This is a genomic window from Massilia sp. Root418 (assembly GCF_001425265.1).
Taxonomy (GTDB): domain Bacteria; phylum Pseudomonadota; class Gammaproteobacteria; order Burkholderiales; family Burkholderiaceae_D; genus Rugamonas.
The window spans coordinates 368665-386054 of record NZ_LMEC01000023.1 but is presented as its reverse complement, the minus strand read 5'-3'; the positions used below and the strand labels follow the sequence as shown (position 1 = coordinate 386054).

Annotated in this window: 12 protein-coding genes; 1 reads left to right on the top strand and 11 read right to left on the bottom strand. The window is 66.8% G+C overall.

Annotation, left to right across the window (positions count from 1 at the left end):
• Window positions 1–91: 91 nt before the first annotated feature.
• From ASC94_RS25115 to tssF, 3 genes are read right to left on the bottom strand one after another with little or no spacing between them, the layout of a single operon-like run.
• Entirely contained in the window at window positions 92–2908 is a 2817-nt protein-coding gene (locus ASC94_RS25115; protein ID WP_229417401.1) for a type VI secretion system Vgr family protein, read from the bottom strand.
• A 13-nt stretch (window positions 2909–2921) separates the two neighbouring features.
• On the bottom strand, window positions 2922–3938 hold the full coding sequence (gene tssG / locus ASC94_RS25110; protein WP_056402423.1) for a type VI secretion system baseplate subunit TssG: 1017 nt from the start codon (window positions 3936–3938) through the stop codon (window positions 2922–2924).
• Window positions 3902–5719: a type VI secretion system baseplate subunit TssF gene (tssF, locus tag ASC94_RS25105; RefSeq protein ID WP_056402420.1), complete on the bottom strand. Its 1818-nt coding sequence runs from the start codon at window positions 5717–5719 to the stop codon at window positions 3902–3904. Before tssF ends, tssG begins: the two co-directional genes overlap by 37 nt.
• Before the next feature lie 127 nt (window positions 5720–5846).
• Here tssF and tssK point away from each other — a divergent pair, with 127 nt between their 5' ends.
• Window positions 5847–7193 (top strand): type VI secretion system baseplate subunit TssK, encoded by a 1347-nt coding sequence (gene tssK, locus ASC94_RS25100; RefSeq protein ID WP_056402416.1) that lies wholly within the window; start codon window positions 5847–5849, stop codon window positions 7191–7193.
• Here the strand turns inward: tssK and kdpE are convergent.
• From kdpE to ASC94_RS25060, 8 genes are all read right to left on the bottom strand, one after another.
• The gene (gene kdpE / locus ASC94_RS25095) at window positions 7190–7909 is read right to left on the bottom strand and encodes a two-component system response regulator KdpE (protein WP_056402413.1); all 720 of its coding nucleotides are present in this window, start codon (window positions 7907–7909) and stop codon (window positions 7190–7192) included. The genes tssK and kdpE overlap by 4 nt on opposite strands.
• Entirely contained in the window at window positions 7909–10734 is a 2826-nt protein-coding gene (locus ASC94_RS25090; RefSeq protein WP_056402410.1) for a DUF4118 domain-containing protein, read from the bottom strand. Before ASC94_RS25090 ends, kdpE begins: the two co-directional genes overlap by 1 nt.
• A gap of 73 nt (window positions 10735–10807) precedes the next feature.
• Window positions 10808–11392, bottom strand: coding sequence for a potassium-transporting ATPase subunit KdpC (gene kdpC / locus ASC94_RS25085; RefSeq protein ID WP_056402407.1), 585 nt, complete (start codon window positions 11390–11392; stop codon window positions 10808–10810).
• A 12-nt stretch (window positions 11393–11404) separates the two neighbouring features.
• On the bottom strand, window positions 11405–13489 hold the full coding sequence (kdpB, locus tag ASC94_RS25080) for a potassium-transporting ATPase subunit KdpB (RefSeq protein ID WP_056402405.1): 2085 nt from the start codon (window positions 13487–13489) through the stop codon (window positions 11405–11407).
• Window positions 13490–13529: 40 nt separating this feature from the next.
• Window positions 13530–15296, bottom strand: coding sequence for a potassium-transporting ATPase subunit KdpA (gene kdpA, locus ASC94_RS25075; RefSeq protein WP_056402402.1), 1767 nt, complete (start codon window positions 15294–15296; stop codon window positions 13530–13532).
• Window positions 15296–15385: a potassium-transporting ATPase subunit F gene (locus tag ASC94_RS25070; RefSeq protein WP_056402399.1), complete on the bottom strand. Its 90-nt coding sequence runs from the start codon at window positions 15383–15385 to the stop codon at window positions 15296–15298. The genes kdpA and ASC94_RS25070 overlap by 1 nt, the downstream gene beginning before the upstream one ends.
• Window positions 15386–15584: 199 nt before the next feature.
• Entirely contained in the window at window positions 15585–16352 is a 768-nt protein-coding gene (locus tag ASC94_RS25065) for a TorF family putative porin (RefSeq protein ID WP_056402396.1), read from the bottom strand.
• A gap of 123 nt (window positions 16353–16475) precedes the next feature.
• Window positions 16476–17381, bottom strand: coding sequence for a response regulator (locus tag ASC94_RS25060; protein ID WP_056402393.1), 906 nt, complete (start codon window positions 17379–17381; stop codon window positions 16476–16478).
• Window positions 17382–17390 lie beyond the last annotated feature (9 nt).

The window sequence follows — 17390 nt, the reverse complement described above, 5'->3', positions numbered from 1 at the left end:
ACCCACCACGGCAAGGACAAGGACTGGTATGGTCCCGCGCTGCGGTTGTAGCCCAGCTTCTGCTCGTATAGCCCGGCGTTGGCATTCATGCTCATGGCTTCTCCTCCATGCAATTGCGGGTAGCGGGATTCGCAAGTAGCCGCGCCTCCTCCAAAGTGGGCGGCTGCTCACCGAGAACGCCACCCGGATTCTCATATCCATGGAATCCGATACCGGCATTGATCTCGTGCCGCTCGGATTGATCGTCCGGTTCGATTGCGTAACGCTGACCATTGGCCAGTTCAAGCTGATATGCCGATTGCGCCTCAAGGTCATGCTGAAACACCAGCGCGCCCCCGTCATCGAACTTTCCTTGCTCGATCAAGGCCTCCCCTTTGAACAGCTTGAAGGGCTGGCCGGAACCCGTAAATCCCGCAGCGCTAGCATGACTGGCCAGGTTCAACGCACCCTGACCGTCCAATTTGGCCAATGGCGGCATGGCAAATTCGACCTTCAAATTCTTGGGTCCCGGCAGGCTGTGTTTGGCCGCATGGGCCACGTAGTTGCCATTGGTGCCATGCTCAATTCCATCAGCCGTGAACTTGGCGTAGCTGCCGCCGCCATTAATCACTACTTCTTCCTTGGCAGTGATGGTGATGCGGTTGGCCATGTGCGTGATCTCCAGCTTGGCCAGAAGCTTGATACTGTCGGACAGCGCCTGCAAGTCGATATCGCCCGCAGCTGCGACCATGCGCATTCCGGCCTTGTGAGCAAACAGCCGCAGTGCCCGGCGCGCGTTGGCGAAGATCCCGCCGCCGCTGGACAACGACAAGCTTTGGCCGCTCGTGACTGCGGCATGCCGCGCACTCGCCCAATGCATGCTGCCGCCGCTCGACGCCTCTATGCCGACAGGGCTGGCAAGCACGAGATGCGGAGCCGATAGTTCATGCGGGCCCGCCTTGCCGCCCTTGCCCTTGATGTTTTCACATTGTCGTTCGATGGCCTTGACCACTTCCGCCTGCTGCATTTGCGCATCCCGTGTATCGTGCGGATGCGACAACGCAGCGCCATCGACATGGGAACGATGTGCCGCGCCCAGCATGCGCGAGGTTTCGTCCATGCTCGTGATATGGGACCGGGACGCTGGCCGGGACTCTGTAGTTACCAGCATGCCGCCGGCGGCCCGCACCACGCCGTGGCCGTCGGTGCGCAGCTCGAATCCTTCCCCGCGCGCCTCCTGCCGCCCGGCGGTTTCGTCCACCCGCACGATGTGGCCCAGCGACAGCTGGCTGCTGAGATGGTCGCTGCGCAGCTGCGCCTGGATCTGGCCGCTGGTGTCGTCCAGCAGCAGGTGGTTGCTGCGCTGGCCGCCTTTCAGTTCGCGGCTGCGCCAGCCCGTCAGCGCGCGCTGCGACGGCAGCTTCCATGGCGGCTGGTGGTCCGCGTTGTAGGCAGCGCCGATGATGATGGGATGGTCCATATTCCCTTCCACGAACTGCACTACCACTTCCTGCCCCACACGCGGCAACGCGACCTGGCCCAGGTTGGCGCCCGCCATCGGCATCATCACCCGCGTCCAAGGCGTGCCGCCGGCGTCGTACTGGCCGACGCGGTCCCAGTGGAACTGGATCTTCACGCGGCCGTAGCTGTCGGCATGAATCTCTTCCCCGGCCGGGCCGACCACGAGCGCGGTTTGCACGCCGGAGAGCAGGCACGGCTCGCTGTTGTAATAACGCCCCGGGTGCCAGCGCCGGTCCTGGCGCACGCATTCGAAAGAATTCTCGTAGTGGGATGGAGCGCTGGCGCCGGCGTGGTAGTTGTTGCTGGCCGTGTGGAGTACCGACAGGATCAGGTAATCGCGCTCGCCGATGGAGGCGCGGTGCGGCCGGCCTGGCACGGAAGGCCTGGGCCCGGCGCTGAAGTGCCCGTCCAGCTTGAAGCTGCGGCCTGGTTGCGCGGCGCGGTCGTTGCCGCAGGCTTCGAAATACTGCGTGCCGCGTTCCCGCTCGTCCATCCTTTGTTGCGCCAGGCTCTCGCCATCGGCGCTGTCCGGCCAGGCAAAGGCGCCCGCATTTTCATACACTTCGTAGGTGGCCAGGTCGCCCTGCCCGTCGCGCGCATGCCCGCTGGCGCGCTGCGGATGGGGATTCTTGTAGTCGAAACTGGCCAGCGTCAACTGGCCGGGGCCCACGCGCCGCACGGCTTGCCATTGGTGGATGCTGTCGTCCTCGCTGGACCCGGCTTCGCTGCGGAAGGGCATGGCGTCCGCTGCGATGGCGCCTTCACGCGGGTCGATGGCGTCTGCCAGGGTACTGTCGTCGCTAAGGCACAGCGTGTGGCCGTCTGCGCGGTGCTCATACCAGTAGTACAGGCCCAGCGCTTCCCAGCGGCGATGCAAGTGGTTGTAGTCGGTCTCGTTGTATTGGTGCGCGCAGCGCAGTTCGGGGTCGCTGCCGTACAGGCGCATTTTCCAGTCGCGTTGCAGGTAGTGCTGCAGCGTGAGCTCGGTCAGTTCCTGCACAGTGCGGCCGTAGAAGGCGGCGCAGTTCTTGCGCAGCCGCGCAAAGACCAGCCACGGTTCCAGCACCATGTGGTAGCGGGCGAATCCGCCGTCCGTGCCGGCGAGACGGAATTCGGCCACGTAGCCGTTGAAGTAACGCAGCGAGCCGTCGTTGCGCACCAGGGATATGGTGACCATCCGGCCCATCATGGCTTTCAGTGGGATGCGCGCGTCGTCCGACAGCACCCCCACGTCGAAGCGAAAGTCCCGCGAGACTTCTTCGCGCGCGGTAAGCGTGTTAACCAGCAGGACGGCGTGCTCAGGACCGTCGCCACGAGGGAAGTCCATGCGCAGCAGGCGTGCCCCCTGGCTGTTGGCGCCCAGCGCGGAGAGCGACTTCAGTACGGCGAGTGCGGTGTTTGCATCCATGTCGAGTCTCCGGTCATAGCTGAAGCAGGTAGCGCACTTCGGGGCGCTCCACCTGGCCGCCGCAGCCGGGCAGGAAGCTGTCCCAGCCCAGCCGGCGGCGCGTGCCGGGCGGGCCCAGCACAATGGGTTGGATGGATGGCGTGTTCAGGATCAGGCATACCTCGTAGCGCAGAGCCGGCGCGGCCAGCATGGCCAGCATGCGGACCATAGCGGCAGCGCAAGCGCCGTACGGCAAAAAGCGGGCCAGCGCGGGCCGGTCGAGCGGGCCGATGGTGAGTGTGGCCTGCCGGTCCTGCCGCCATTGGCGCACGCCCAGCACGGCGCCGTAGCCGAGTGCCGGGCGCGTGCGGCCCAGCGTGCTGCGGCGCGCGGCGGGCAGATAATCCCAGCTGCCGGCAAACTGGCCGATCCGGACCGGCACGCCGAAATGCCTGGCCAGCACCCGCGCCATGTTCAAGGCGGAGACGGGACGGCTCCACAGCTGCGCTGCGTAATAGGCTGCGGTGTGACGATCGGTATCGTCGGCCAACCCGCCAGCGCCGCTCAGGGCCAGCAGCAGCGGCAGCTGGCCGTCGTTGCCTTGCAGGTCCAGCGTGGATTCAAGCCGGTACTTGCCCCACGCCTGGCAAAACAGCGCCACCATGCGGCTTGAGAACAGGTTCAGAAACGCCTGCGCAGCGTCCGCGTCCTCGCCGGGCGGCAGGGCGGCGATGCGCTGCGTGTCGTGCAGGGGCAAGGTGCCGCAGCCACCCAGCAAGCCAATGAAGGCCGGCGTCAGGTGGATGCGGCGGGGCACGCGGCTGCCTTCATCCGTTTCAACATGCAGCGACAGGATTTCGCTTGCCGGAAAAGCCAGCGATGTGCTGCTGTCGAACCGCAGCACGCTGGCATAGGCCTGCTCCGGCGGCACGCCATGGCGGCGCAGCCAGCGCAGCAGCAGGCGCACGGCCTGGCTCCACTGGTAGCGGTGCGGCGCGCCAGCCAGGCCGCCGATCAGGTCAGGCAGGTGTAGCCGCTTCTCGGTTTGCATCGTATCAGCTCCTTTCCTGATTTGTGCGACAGCGCCACCAGCTCGATAAAGCTGTTTACCTGTGCGTACATGCCCAGGAAGTGGTCAATCACCTGGACGAATAAATGGATCCCGCCCCCGACAAAGGCGTCTTCATCCAGCGTCATTCGCACTTCCAGCCCATGCGCCAGCGACGCGCCGCGTGGATGGCGCAGCCATGCGGTGGCGGGGACGTGCCGCAAGCCGGTGATACCGGCGATCTGGCGCTGCGACGTGGCGCTCTGCTGCAGGTCGTACAGGGCCAGCATTTCGCGGAACGCGGGCAGGCCTTCGTGGGTTAAGGTGTGGTGGTTCAGCGCCAGATGGGAGATCAGGCGCCATTGCAGCCCGGCGCTGAAGGCGATCCGCAAAGGCGGCGCTGGATGGAGTGCGAAGAACAGTTTTGCGCCGCCGGCGCCTGAGGCGACCGTCAAGCCGGCGCCGTGCGGGCAGTCGCGCAGCAGCAAGGGCAGGTCGCGGTTGGTGCAGGTCAGCTCCAGCGACAGTGTGTCCTTTCCGAGCGCTAGCGGCGCCAGGTCGGCGTCAACCAGCGACAGCCTTTTTTCGTAGCCCGGACTGCCGGCGGCGATGATTTCGTCGTGCCGCAGCACCCAGTAGTTCCCCTGCTGCGCGCCATCCTCGCCATGGCGCATGGAATAGAAGGGCCGGAATTCGGTGGCAGTGCCGTTCTTGCCCGCATGGCGCAGCAGCCTCACGGAGTCGACGGAGTACACCTCGTACGCCGACGCGTGATGCGCACTGGCCACCACCGGGTAGTCGCTGCTGCGCTGAGTGACCGCGATCGGTTCGCCCGGGCGGGAGAACAGGTTCACCACCGGTGCGCACCCCAGCCGCATGTTGGCTGCCGACAGGGTCTGCAGCATACGTGCCGCCTGGGAGTCCGGGCGGACGCCGGACAGGATGAGATGCAGCGTGAAGCGCCCGCAGCCTTTTGGCAAATGCGGCAGGATCGCCGCCAGGTCCAGTGCAAAAAAATTGAATTTCTCCGGGTAGGCGAAGTACTCGGTGAGCAGCCGGTACGCCGGCTGCGAGCGCGAGTCGAACGGAATCAGCGCGTCCTCTTCCGCGAAGCCCACCGGCGACAGCGGAATGCCCGGCAGCGCCGTCCAGCCGCCCTGCTCCGTCTCAACGCAGGCGCTTGCCACATGCATGAACAGCGCATCGCGCAGGGCGGCGCAGAACGACGGTTCGCCGTCCATGAACACGCGCAGCGCAACGGGCGCCGGGCAGGCCGCCGTTCCCTCGAAGGTGATGCGGATGGCGGCGCCGGCTTCGGCTGGCAGCCGCAGGTCGGCAGGCGCGCGGTGCAGCGCAGTGTACCCGGCAGCCGTCACCCACAGCGGCCCTGTGGCGATGTCATACGCCGAGCGGAATTTGCAGCGCACGCCTTGCACGGCGACCGACTCCATCTCCGTACCGCGCGGGATGCGCTGCCAATGCGTCCCTCTTTCAGCCGGCTCCGCGCAGACGACTGCGCAGGCTGGAAACGGCCGCAGATAATGGGGCAGCAGCATTTCCAGCAGCGATTCGGTAAATTGCGGATAGTCGTCGTCCAGCCGCTTGGAAACCCGCGCCGCCAGCAGCGCCACCGACTGCACCAGCCGCTCGACCTGCGGGTCGTCACCGCCGCCGCGTCCCATGCCCAGTTGCGCAGCCACCTTGGGAAAGCGTACGGCAAACTCGCGGCCGTAGTGCCGCAGCAGCACCAGCTCGCGTTCGTAGTAGGGCAGGAGGTCTTCCATGTACGCCTTTCGCCACCGCAGGAGGGCCCATTATTCACGGCGAAACGCGAACTGGTGTTGCGCCTGGTCAATAACCGGGCTGGCCAACGCGGCATGCTCCGGTAATCATCTGCGAAGGGAGCGCGCCATGAGCTTGCCGTTGAAAGTACTATGGTCGGAAGGGTTGACACTGGGACCGCAGCAATTCCAGCAGCTGGACCGCTATCACGAAGCGCGCCTGCAGCGCACGGCCGCCGCGCTGCAGCCCAACCTGTGGGGCATCCAGTCGGCACGGTGGAACGAAGACGCGCTGCGCAACAACCTGCTGCAGGCGGACAGCATGTCGCTGATCTTCCCGGACGGTGAAATCTACGACGCGCCCGGCGCCGAAGCGTTGCCGCCGCCGGTGGACCTCGGCAAGCTGCCCGGCGACGTGCAGGTGTTTACCTTTCACGCCGCCCTGCCGGCCCTGCAGGCGCACGGCGGCAACCTGTCCGCGCCCGGCCAGCGCGAAGCGCGCTACGCCGTGGTTGAAAAAGAGACACAGGACCTGTTCAGCGGCGCGGTTGAAATCGACGTCACCTATCTGGGCAAGTCGGTGCGCATGCTGTCCGATCTCGATACGCGCAATGCCTTCGTCAGCTTGCCGGCGATACGCCTGCGCCGCCTGGCAGCCGGCGGTTTCGAGGAGGACCGGAACTTCCTCCCTCCATCCGTCTCCATTGCATGCGGCTACCTGCAGCGCATGCTGGACAGCCTGCTCGCCAAGCTGCAGGCCAAGATCGCCGCGCTGCAGCTGCGCCACCGCCAGCCGTCGCGGGACATCCTGGAATTTCACAGCGGCGACATCTCGTCATACTGGATGCTCAACACGCTCAGTACCGCCGGCGCTGGACTGGTGCACGCGGCACGCCACGGCCAGCATCATCCCGAGCAGTTGTTTGACCGTCTGACCGCCCTGGCCGGAGGCTTGATGACCTTCTCCAGCAAATACACGCTGAGCGACCTGCCGCACTACCAGCACAGCGACGCCGCGCCCGCCTTCGCCCGGCTGGACGCCATCATCCGCGACCTGGCCGACACCGTCCTGTCCTCGCGCTATTTCCCGATACCGCTGGCGCGGGATGCGCAGAAGAGCACGCACCACCGGGCGCGCCTTGACGTGGCCCAGATCGACAGGTCTGCCACGCTGGGCTTGGCGGTGAGCGCCGACATGCCGCCGCTGGAACTGGTGGCGGCCGTACCGCTGCGCTTCAAGGTGGGCAGTCCGGACGACGTGGAGCGCATCATCGCCATGGCCCTGCCCGGCCTGGAACTGGTGCACATGGCCCAGGTGCCGCCGGACGTGCCGGTGCGGCCGAATACTTACTACTTCCTGATCGAGGGCAAAGGCAAGTTGTACGAAACCATGCTGGCGGCCCAGGCACTGACGGTGTATGCGCCTTCCGGAATGGCGTCGCTCAGGCTGGAACTGTTCGCGCTGAAAGGGAGCTAGGGCAGCTGCAGCCGGTAGCCGACCGCCGTTTCGGTCAGCAGGTATTTCGGCTGGGCGGGGTCGTCTTCCAGCTTGTGGCGCAAATGGCCCATGTAGATGCGCAGGTAGTGGCCGTTTTCGCTCTGCGACGGCCCCCACACGGCGCGCAGCAGCTGCGGGTTGCTCATCACGCGGCCGGCGTTCCCCACCAGTACGGACAGCAGCCGGTACTCGGTCGGCGTCAGGTGCACGCCTTCGCCGCCCTTGGAGACGCGGCGGTTCTGCAGGTCCACTTCCACCGCGCCGAAACGCACCACGCCGGCCATGTCCGCCTGCGGCTGCCGCTGGCGGCGCAGGGTGGCGCGCACGCGGGCCAGCAGTTCGCCCACGCCGAAGGGCTTGGTCAGGTAGTCGTCCGCGCCGGCGTCCAGGGCACCGATCTTGTCCGCTTCGTTTACGCGCGCCGACAGCACGATCACCGGCACGGCGGACCATTTCCGCAAGTCGTGCAGGAAGGCCACGCCGTCGCCGTCGGGCAGGCCCAGGTCGAGCACCACCAGGTCCGGCTTGCGGGTGCCGGCGTCGATCAGGCCGCGCTGCATGGTGGGGCATTCATGCACCTGCCAGCCTTCCTCCTCGAGTGCGGCCCGCACGAAGCGGCGGATCTGCGGTTCGTCTTCCACCAGCAGGGCGACGGGCGCGCTCTCGCGCGGCTTTTCGGTCGGTTGCGTATTCATCATTCCATCAATTCCGTAGGCGGGTCCGGCGGCGTGCCGAGCGGCAGTGCGATGGCAAAGGCGGCGCCGCCCAGCGGGGAAGGCTCCGCGGCTATGCTGCCACCGTGCGCTTCGACGATGGCGCGGCAGATCGCCAGCCCCAGGCCCACGCCCGGCTTGGCCGATTCGCGCTCGCCGCGCGTGAACTTCTCGAACAAGGCTTCCTCGCGGCCGTACGGCAGGCCCGGCCCGTCATCGTACACCATCACCTTCATCCACTGGCCGTGCAGTTCGCCGCTCACCACGATGCGCGAGCCGGGGGGCGTGTACTTGACCGCATTCTCCAGCAGGTTGCACAGCACCCGCTCGATCAGCACGGCGTCGTAGCGCAACAGCGGCAAGCCGTGCGGCAGCGCGGTGCCGACGGCGTGCTGCCCGAGCTGGGGCGCACTGGCGCGCAAAGCGCTGCCCACCACTTCCTCCAGCGGCTGCCATTGCAGGTTGAACGTCACTTCGCCGCTCTGGATGCGGGCCATGTCCAGCAGGTTGGACACCAGGGTGCTCATGCGCAGCGATTCGGCATGCAGCGCCTGCGCCTGCGCCAGTTGCTGCGGCGCCAGGTCCGGCTTTGAACCGGCCAGCGATTCGGACAGGCCAACCAGCGACGTGAGCGGCGTGCGCAGGTCGTGCGACAGCGCCGCCAGCAGCGAGTTGCGCAGCCGTTCGGACTCCATGCTCACCAGCGCGGCCTGCGCCACCTCGATATAGTGCACGCGTTCCAGCGCGATGGCGGCCAAGGCTGCGATGGTGTCGAGCTGCTGCCGCTGCTCGGGGATCAGCATCCAGCGGCGGTGCCCGGGTTCGATGGCCAGCACGCCGCGCGTGCGCATCGGCGCCACCAGCGGCAGGTAGAAGATGCGGCTGGCGGGCAGCGTGTCCGTGCCCAGGCCGGCGCTTTCGGCGCGCTCGTAAGCCCATTGGGCAATGCCGATGTCCAGCACGGACAGGTTGACGCCGCCGCCAGGCGCCGGCGCTTGCAGGCGGCCTTCCTCGTCCGGCAGCAGCAGCACGGCCCGGGCGCGGAATGCGGCCTGCACGGCGCTGCGGGTGCTGTCGAAAATCTGCCCGGTCTGCAGCGCGCCGGACAGCTCGCGGGCAAATTCGTACAGCGCGCGTGAGCGGGCTTCGCGGTGCGAAGCCACCCGCGCCTGGAAGCGCAGGCCGGCTGTCAGGTGGCCGGTGATGAGGCCCACCGCCAGCATCACGCCGAAAGTGATCACGTACTGCAGATCCGACACCGCGAAGCTGAAGCGCGGCGACACGAAAAAGAAGTCGAAGCACAGCACACTGACGCAGGTGGCCAGCACCGAGGGTCCGCGCCCGAGCCGCACCGCCACCAGCACCACCACCAGCAGGAACAGCATGGCGATGTTGGCCAGGTCCACATAAGGCAGCAGCGGCGCGGTGATCAGCGCGGTGGCCACGCTGGCGCCTGCAGCGCCCAGATAGGACAGGCCACGCCGCTTCGCAGCGCCGTCAGGCAGCACCTCTTCCTCGGCGGAGGCTGAGCCGGGGGCCGACGCCGGGGCCGCGCCGCCGGTGCGCGCGGCAGCCGCATCGGGCGGGTTGAAGGGGTTGACCAGGGTGCGTCCGAACGGCGACAGGCCGGCCAGTCCTCCGGCCTGCACCGCCTGGGAACTCTCGCGGCTGGCATCGCCGATTTCAATCAGGTCGACATCCGGCGCCAGGTCCGCCATGCGCTTGATGTGCGCGGCACGCCAGGGCCAGCCCGAGTGGCCGCGTCCCAGCGTGATCTTGGACAGGTTGTGGCTGCGCGCGTAGTCCACCGCGATGGCGGCGATATCGGCGCCAGCCAGCACGGCGGTGCTGGCGCCCAGCTCCTGCGCCAGCTTGAGCGTCTTCAGGATGCGCTCGCGCTCCGCTTCGGGAAGGCGCTGCAGGGCCGGCGTTTCCACGTACACCGCATGCCAGGGGGTTCCCAACTGGCCCGCCAGGCGCGCGGCGCTGCGCACCACGTGCTCGCAGCCGGGACGCGGGCCGACGCAGCACAGCAGCGAGGCGCCGGTTTTCCAGATGGCGTCGATGGACTGCTCGACCCGGTAGGCGCGCACGTCGTCCTCCACGCGGTCGGCGGTGCGGCGCAGCGCCAGCTCGCGCAGGGCAATCAGGTTCCCCTTGCGGAAGAAGTTCGTCCGGGCGCGCTCGGCCTGCTGTCCCATGTACACGCGCCCGCTCTTGAGGCGCGCCAGCAGTTCATCGGCCGGGATATCAACCAGCACCACTTCATCGGCCTGGTCGAACACCGTGTCCGGCACGGTCTCGTTGACGCGGATGCCGGTGATACCGCCCACCACGTCGTTCAGGCTATCGAGGTGCTGGACGTTGACGGTGGTCAGCACGTCGATGCCGGCTTCCAGCAGTTCATCGACGTCCTGCCAGCGCTTGGGGTGGCGCGAGCCGGGCGCGTTGGAGTGCGCCAGCTCGTCCATCAGGATCAGCGGCGGACGCCGCGCCAGCGCGGCGTCCAGGTCGAATTCCTTTAGCACCTTGCCGCGATAAGGGATCTCCTTCAGTGGCAGCACGTCCAGGCCGTCCAGCAGGGCGGCGGTTTCGCTGCGGCCGTGCGTCTCGGCCACGCCGATCAGCACGGACTCCCCTGCAGCCACCAGCTTGCGGGCGGCAGACAGCATGGCGTAGGTCTTGCCGACACCGGCCGAGGCGCCGAAATAAATGCGCAGCCGGCCGCGCGCGGCCTTGCGCTCCTGCGCCTGGACTTGCGCCAGCAGTGCATCCGGGTCGGGGCGTTGACTGTCTGTTGGAACCATGCTGTTCATATATCGATATGTCGTAGGGCGGGTTAGCGCAGCGTAACCCGCCGGGATTCGCGGCGGCGAACCGTCAGCGAGTATGCGCGGTTTTGCCATCCAGCGCCAGGTTCAGCGCCAGCACGTTCACGCGCGGCTCGCCGAAGAAGCCGAAACTGCGGCCGTGCGCCTCGCGCTCGATCAGCGCACGCACCTGTTCCGTGCCGAGGCCGCGCGCGGCGGCGATGCGGCCGGCCTGGTAGCGGGCGGCCGCCAGGCTGATGTCGGGATCGAGGCCGCTGGCCGAAGCGGTCACCAGGTCCACCGGCACCGGCGCGGTATTGCCCGGATCGGCGGCCATTAGCGCGGCGATGCGCCCTTTCACCGCGTCCGTCAACGCCGGATTCATGGGTCCCAGGTTGGAGCCGCCCGAGCCGGCCGCGTTATTGGCCATGGGCGCGGTGGCCGAAGGACGGCCCCAGAAGTACCTGGGCGAAGTGAAGGACTGGCCGATCAGTTCCGAGCCGACCGCCTTGCCGTCCACTTCAACGATGCTGCCTGCCGCTTGCGCCGGGAACACGGCCCGGCCGATGCCGGTCACGGCCATCGGGTACAGCACGCCGCAGATCAGGGTCAGTGCGCCGAAGATGACCAGCGCGGGGCGAATTGAGGTTTTCATCATGGTTCCTGGTTAAACGAAGTTGAATGCGGCCAGCAGCATGTCGATCAGCTTGATGCCGATAAAGGGCAGGATGATGCCGCCTACGCCGTACAGCAGCAGGTTGCGGCGCAGCAGCGCGGTGGCGCCGATGGCGCGGTACTGCACGCCCTTCAGCGCCAGCGGGATCAGCGCGATGATGATAAGCGCGTTGAAGATCACCGCCGACATGATGGCCGACGACGGGCTGGCCAGGTGCATCACGTCCAGCGCCTTCAGCTGCGGATAGGTGCCGACAAAGGCCGCCGGGATGATGGCGAAGTATTTGGCGATGTCGTTCGAGATGGAAAAGGTGGTCAGCGAGCCACGCGTCATCAGCATCTGCTTGCCGATTTCAACGATTTCCAGCAGCTTGGTGGGGTTCGAATCCAGGTCCACCATGTTGCCTGCCTCCTTGGCTGCCTGGGTGCCCGAGTTCATGGCGACGGCCACGTCGGCCTGCGCCAGCGCAGGCGCGTCGTTGGTGCCGTCGCCGGTCATGGCCACCAGGCGGCCTTCGGCCTGGTAGCTGCGGATCAGTTTCAGCTTTTCCTCCGGCGTGGCTTCGGCCAAGAAGTCGTCCACGCCCGCTTCGGCGGCAATGGCGGCAGCGGTCAGCTTGTTGTCACCGGTGATCATCACGGTCTTGATGCCCATGCGGCGCAGTTCGGCGAAGCGCTCCTTGATGCCGCCCTTGACGATATCCTTCAGCTCCACCACGCCCATCACACGGCCGGCATCCGCCACCACCAGCGGCGTGCTGCCCCGGCGCGACACGTCGTCCACCGCGCGCGCCACCTCGGCCGGGTACGGCAGGCCCAGCGCTTCCACGTACTTTTTCACCGAGTCGGCCGCGCCTTTGCGCACTTCCCTGCCCTGCAGGTCCACGCCGCTCATGCGGGTCTGCGCGGTGAACGGCACGAACCGGGCCTGCAGCGAGACCATGTCGCGCTCGCGGATATTGAACTTCTGCTTGGCCAGCACCACGATGCTGCGGCCTTCCGGCGTTTCGTCGGCCAGCGAGGCCAGTTGCGCCACGTCCGCCAGCTGCTGCCCGCTCACGCCGGGGGCCGGCACGAAGGACGAGGCCTGGCGGTTGCCCAGCGTGATGGTGCCGGTTTTATCCAGCAGCAGCACGTCCACGTCGCCAGCCGCCTCCACCGCACGGCCAGAAGTGGCGATGACATTGGCCTGCATCATGCGGCTCATGCCGGCAACGCCGATGGCTGACAGCAGGCCGCCAATGGTGGTCGGGATCAGGCAGACCAGCAATGCGATCAGCACCGTGATGGTGATCGGCGCGCCGGAGCCGGCAGCCTGCACCGAGAACAGCGAGAACGGCAGCAGCGTGGCGGTCACCACCAGGAACACGATGGTGAGCGCCACCAGCAGGATCGTCAGTGCGATCTCGTTCGGGGTCCTCTGGCGCTTGGCGCCCTCCACCATTGAAATCATGCGGTCCAGGAAGGTCTCGCCTGGATTGACGGTGACCTTCACCACCAGCCAGTCCGACAGCACGCGGGTGCCGCCGGTGACGGCCGAGAAGTCGCCACCCGATTCCCGGATCACCGGGGCAGATTCGCCGGTGATGGCGCTTTCGTCCACCGAGGCCACGCCTTCCACCACTTCACCGTCTATCGGGATGACGTCGCCCGCCTCGACCAGGATGAAATTGCCTTTGCGTAGATCCGGACCGTCGCACGGCAGCCAGGCGGTGCCGTGCTTCGGCGCGGCCAGCTTCTTGGCGACCACGCTCTTTTTCAGGCTGCGCAGCGACGCCGCTTGCGCCTTGCTGCGGCCCTCGGCCATGGCTTCGGCGAAGTTCGCGAACAGCACGGTGAACCACAGCCACACGGTGGTGGCCAGGATAAAGCCGGCGCTGGCCTCTCCCTGGCCAAACAGCGCCTGCACGTACAGCAGCGTGGTGATGATGCTGCCGACGTAGACCACGAACATGACCGGGCTGCGCAACTGGGTGCGCGGGCTCAGCTTCCTGAACGAATCGGCGATGGCCGGCAGCAGCAGTTCGGTGTCGAACATTTTCAGGCGCCGCGCAGGCGCGGTCGGGTGCAGCGCCATGTCCCTGGACGATGTATTAGCTTGCGACATGCGACACTCCTTATTTGTTATTCAGTTGCAGATGTTCGACTACGGGGCCAAGCGCCAGCGCAGGCACGTAATTGAGCACGCCTACCAGCGCCACCACGCCCACCAGCAGGCCGATGAACATGGCGCCATGTGTCGGCATGGTGCCGGCGTTCGCCTCCAGGCGCTGCTTGCCGGCCAGCGAACCGGCGATGGCCAGGATCGGCACGATCACGGCAAAGCGGCCGAACCACATGGCGGCTGCCAGCATGGCGTTGTAGAACGGCGTGTTGGCGGACAGGCCTGCGAACGCGCTGCCGTTGTTGTTGGCGGCCGAGCTGAAGGCGTACAGGATCTCCGAGAAGCCGTGCGCGCCGGGGTTGGCGATGCCGGCCTTGCCGGCGTCCGTCATCACCGCGATGGCGGTGCCGCCCAGTACCAGGATCGGCGTCACCAGGATGGCGATGGAGGTCATCTTCATTTCATAGGCCTGGATTTTCTTGCCCAGGTATTCCGGTGTGCGGCCTATCATCAGGCCGGCGATGAACACCGCCATGATGGCGAACACCAGCATGCCGTACAAGCCGGAGCCGACCCCGCCGAAGATCACTTCGCCGAACTGCATCAGCAGCATGGGGACCATGCCGCCGATCGGCGTGAAGGAATCGTGCATGGCGTTCACCGCGCCGCAGGAGGCGGCCGTGGTCACCGCGGCGAACAGGGCGGACGCACTGATGCCGAAGCGGGTTTCCTTGCCCTCCATATTGCCGCCCGATTGCAAGGCGTTCATGGCCTGGTCCACGCCCATCGCCTGCAGCGCGGGGTGGGCCTGCTGTTCGGCCACCAGCACCACCAAGGCGCAAGCGACGAACAGCACCGTCATCGCGCCCAGCACGGCCCAGCCCTGGCGGCGGTCGCCCACCATGCGGCCGAAGGCGAAGCACAAGCCGGCCGGAATGAGGAAGATGGCCAGCATCTGCCCGAAGTTGGACAGCGCGCTGGGGTTCTCGTAAGGATGGGCCGAGTTGGCGTTGAAGAAGCCGCCGCCGTTCGTTCCCAGCATCTTGATTGCCTCCTGCGATGCGACCGGGCCCATGGCGATGGTTTGCGTGGCCGCAGTCATGGTGCCACCTTCCGGCAGGGCGTAGCTTACCTGGTCCAGCAGCGCCACTTCCTTATAGGCCGAGAAGTTCTGGATCACGCCCTGCCCCATCAGGAACACGGCGAACAGCAGCGACAGCGGCAGCAGCACGTACAGCGTGGAGCGCGTAATGTCGACCCAGAAATTGCCGATCGACTTGGCCGAGCGCGCGCTGAAGCCGCGTATCAGCGCGTACGCCACGGCCATGCCGGTGGCGGCCGAAAAGAAGTTCTGGCAGGTCAGCGCCAGCATCTGGACCAGATAGCTCATGGTCTGCTCGCCGCTGTAGCCCTGCCAGTTGGTGTTGGCCGCGAAGCTGACGGCGGTGTTGAAGGACGAGTCGGGACTGACGTTGTCCAGCCCTTGCGGGTTAAGCGGTAGCCAGGCCTGCACGCGCTGAAGGCCGTAGACCACCAGCGCCCCGATGCCGTTGAACACCAGCAGCGCGACGGCGTAGCCCTTCCAGGCCTGGCCGCGCTCCTCGGACTTGAGCGGGATGCCGGCCGCGCGGTACAGCAGCTGTTCGAGTTTTTCCAGCCAGCCGAAGCCGGGTATGCGGCCGCCGTGGCCGACGCGCGCCAGCACCGCGCCAAGCGGCCAGGCCAGCGCCAACAGCACGGCCAGGAACACGGCCAGCAGAATGAACGATTGCGTGGTCATCACAGTTCCTCCGCTTTCAGCAGCGCCATTACCAGGTACACCAGCAGGCCCGCCGCAGCTACGGCGCCGAGTAAGTAAAAACTATTCATTTGCGCTCTCCCAGAACGCCGCAGCCGGCGGCAAAGCCGCAGCTCACGGCCAGAAGGACGACGATTGCGCCGATAAATACCACATCCATGTTGAACCCCTTACAGGTCTTGTTTTGATGTTTCCAGCTTATCGGCGGAGGTCTAAAATCGGTGTAAAGACTCGCGGGGGCGGTGTAAACAAACCGTAAAAATGCGCCGCTTAAAACGCTTCGCTGACGGTGAATACCAGCGCGGTCTTGCCCAGGAACTTTCCGTTGGCGGGCGACGCGTAGGCTGTCTTGCCGGCGTTGGTGCCGACGGCGGCCAGCGCGCCGGTGAACACGCCGAAGTCCTTGGTGGCGCCGACTTTCCAGTCGGTGTAGTCGGCTTGGCTGGAATGCTGCACCTTCTGGTGGCCCGCGTGCAGGTTGACGATGTAGCCGCCGCCCGCGTCCAGATTCGCGCCCACGTCCAGGTAGCCGCTGTTTTTGCTGTCGGCGAAGCCGAACAGATTGGTCACGGCGTGCGAGTACTTGACGTAGGCGGGGCCGTAGCCCAGCTGGCCGTAAACTTCGGTGGTGTCGGCGCCGGCGAAACCGGCCACGCGCTTCAACCCATTGGACGGATAGACATAGGTCAGCACGCCCACGTCATAAGCGATGTCTGCGCCGAGCTGGCCGCGCTTGCCGGCGTACAGGTCCAGCTCCACGCCGCCGCCGCCGCCCGCGTCCTTGGTCCACTTGATGGTGGAACCCCAGGCGCCGGCATAGAAGCCGCTCGGGTTGTGGACGTAATCCGCGCCCGCCTGCAGCGCCGGCTGCGAGCGTGTTTGCGAGATGCCCCGGTAGCGGTAGTCCGACGCGGCGGCCGCGTTAAAGCTGATGTCGTTGTCCGGCTTCTGTTCTTCGGCGTGCGCCGTGGCGGCAGGCAGGGCCAGCGCGGCGGAAAATGCCGCTGCGGCAGCGGCGGAGACCAATGGTTTCTTCATGATGCAGTCTTTCTTCGGTGGATAAGCAGGTTGCTCAGCTTATCGGCCGGGCCGTAAAAACGGCCTAAAAAGACCCATGGCGGGCGTAAACGCCGTGTATTGGTCGCGCGAAGGGAATCGGGATCAGGCGAGGCGCATCAGCTTCTTAAGCACCGTGCGCAGCGTGGCGTCGGAGACGGGCTTGTCGAGCAGGCCGGCGGCGCCGGCGGCGCGGGCGCGCGCGCTGTCGTAGCGATAGTCGTGCGACACGGTGAACACCACGTCCGGTGGACGCACCAACGCTCCCGCTTCCACCCCGCCCTGCTCGCGCAGCACGGCGCACAGGGCGTAGGGATCGATCTCGGACAGCGAGGTATTGATCAGCACCACCGCCACCGGCGCCAGCATCTGCGGCGCGTCCGCGCAGGCCGCCAACGCGGACGGTTCGTCGGATGCCCACATGGTGGGGATGTCCCAAGGCTTGAGCAGTTTGGCGATGTGCTGGCTGAAGCGCGCGTTGCGATCCACCACCAGCACCGCGCCGCGCCGCGCCTCGGGCGGGCTGCGCCGGTCCGCGTATTCGGCGGGATCGGTCAGGTCCAGGTCCAGCCGCTCGTGCGTGCGCCGCTCGGCCGGCGGCGGCAGGCCCGTGGCCGCCAGCCTGGCCAGCGCGTCGGCGCGGCGCTCCACCAGGCGCGCCAGCTCGGCATGCAGGCTGTCGTCGTCGCACGGCAGGGGCAGGGACGGATAGGCCAGCCGCAGCGCCGGCGCCGGAGCGCCCAGCAGCAGCGCCGGACGCACGCCGCCGGGACCGGGACCGGAACTAAGTGTTGTAGCGGGTGCAGGGCTGAGCGCCGCCAGCGTGGCCAGGGCCTTCAGGTCGGCGCCGTTCACCAGCAGCAGGTCCGGCTCTTGCAAACTGTCGGCCGACAGGCAAAAATACGCCGGCCCGCCGGCAGGCACGCGCCCGAGCGCCGCAGCCAGGGCGGCGGCCTGCGCCCCGGCGAAGCCGATCAGGCGCACTGCGAACGGATATGTGTCTGCATTCATGGGGACACG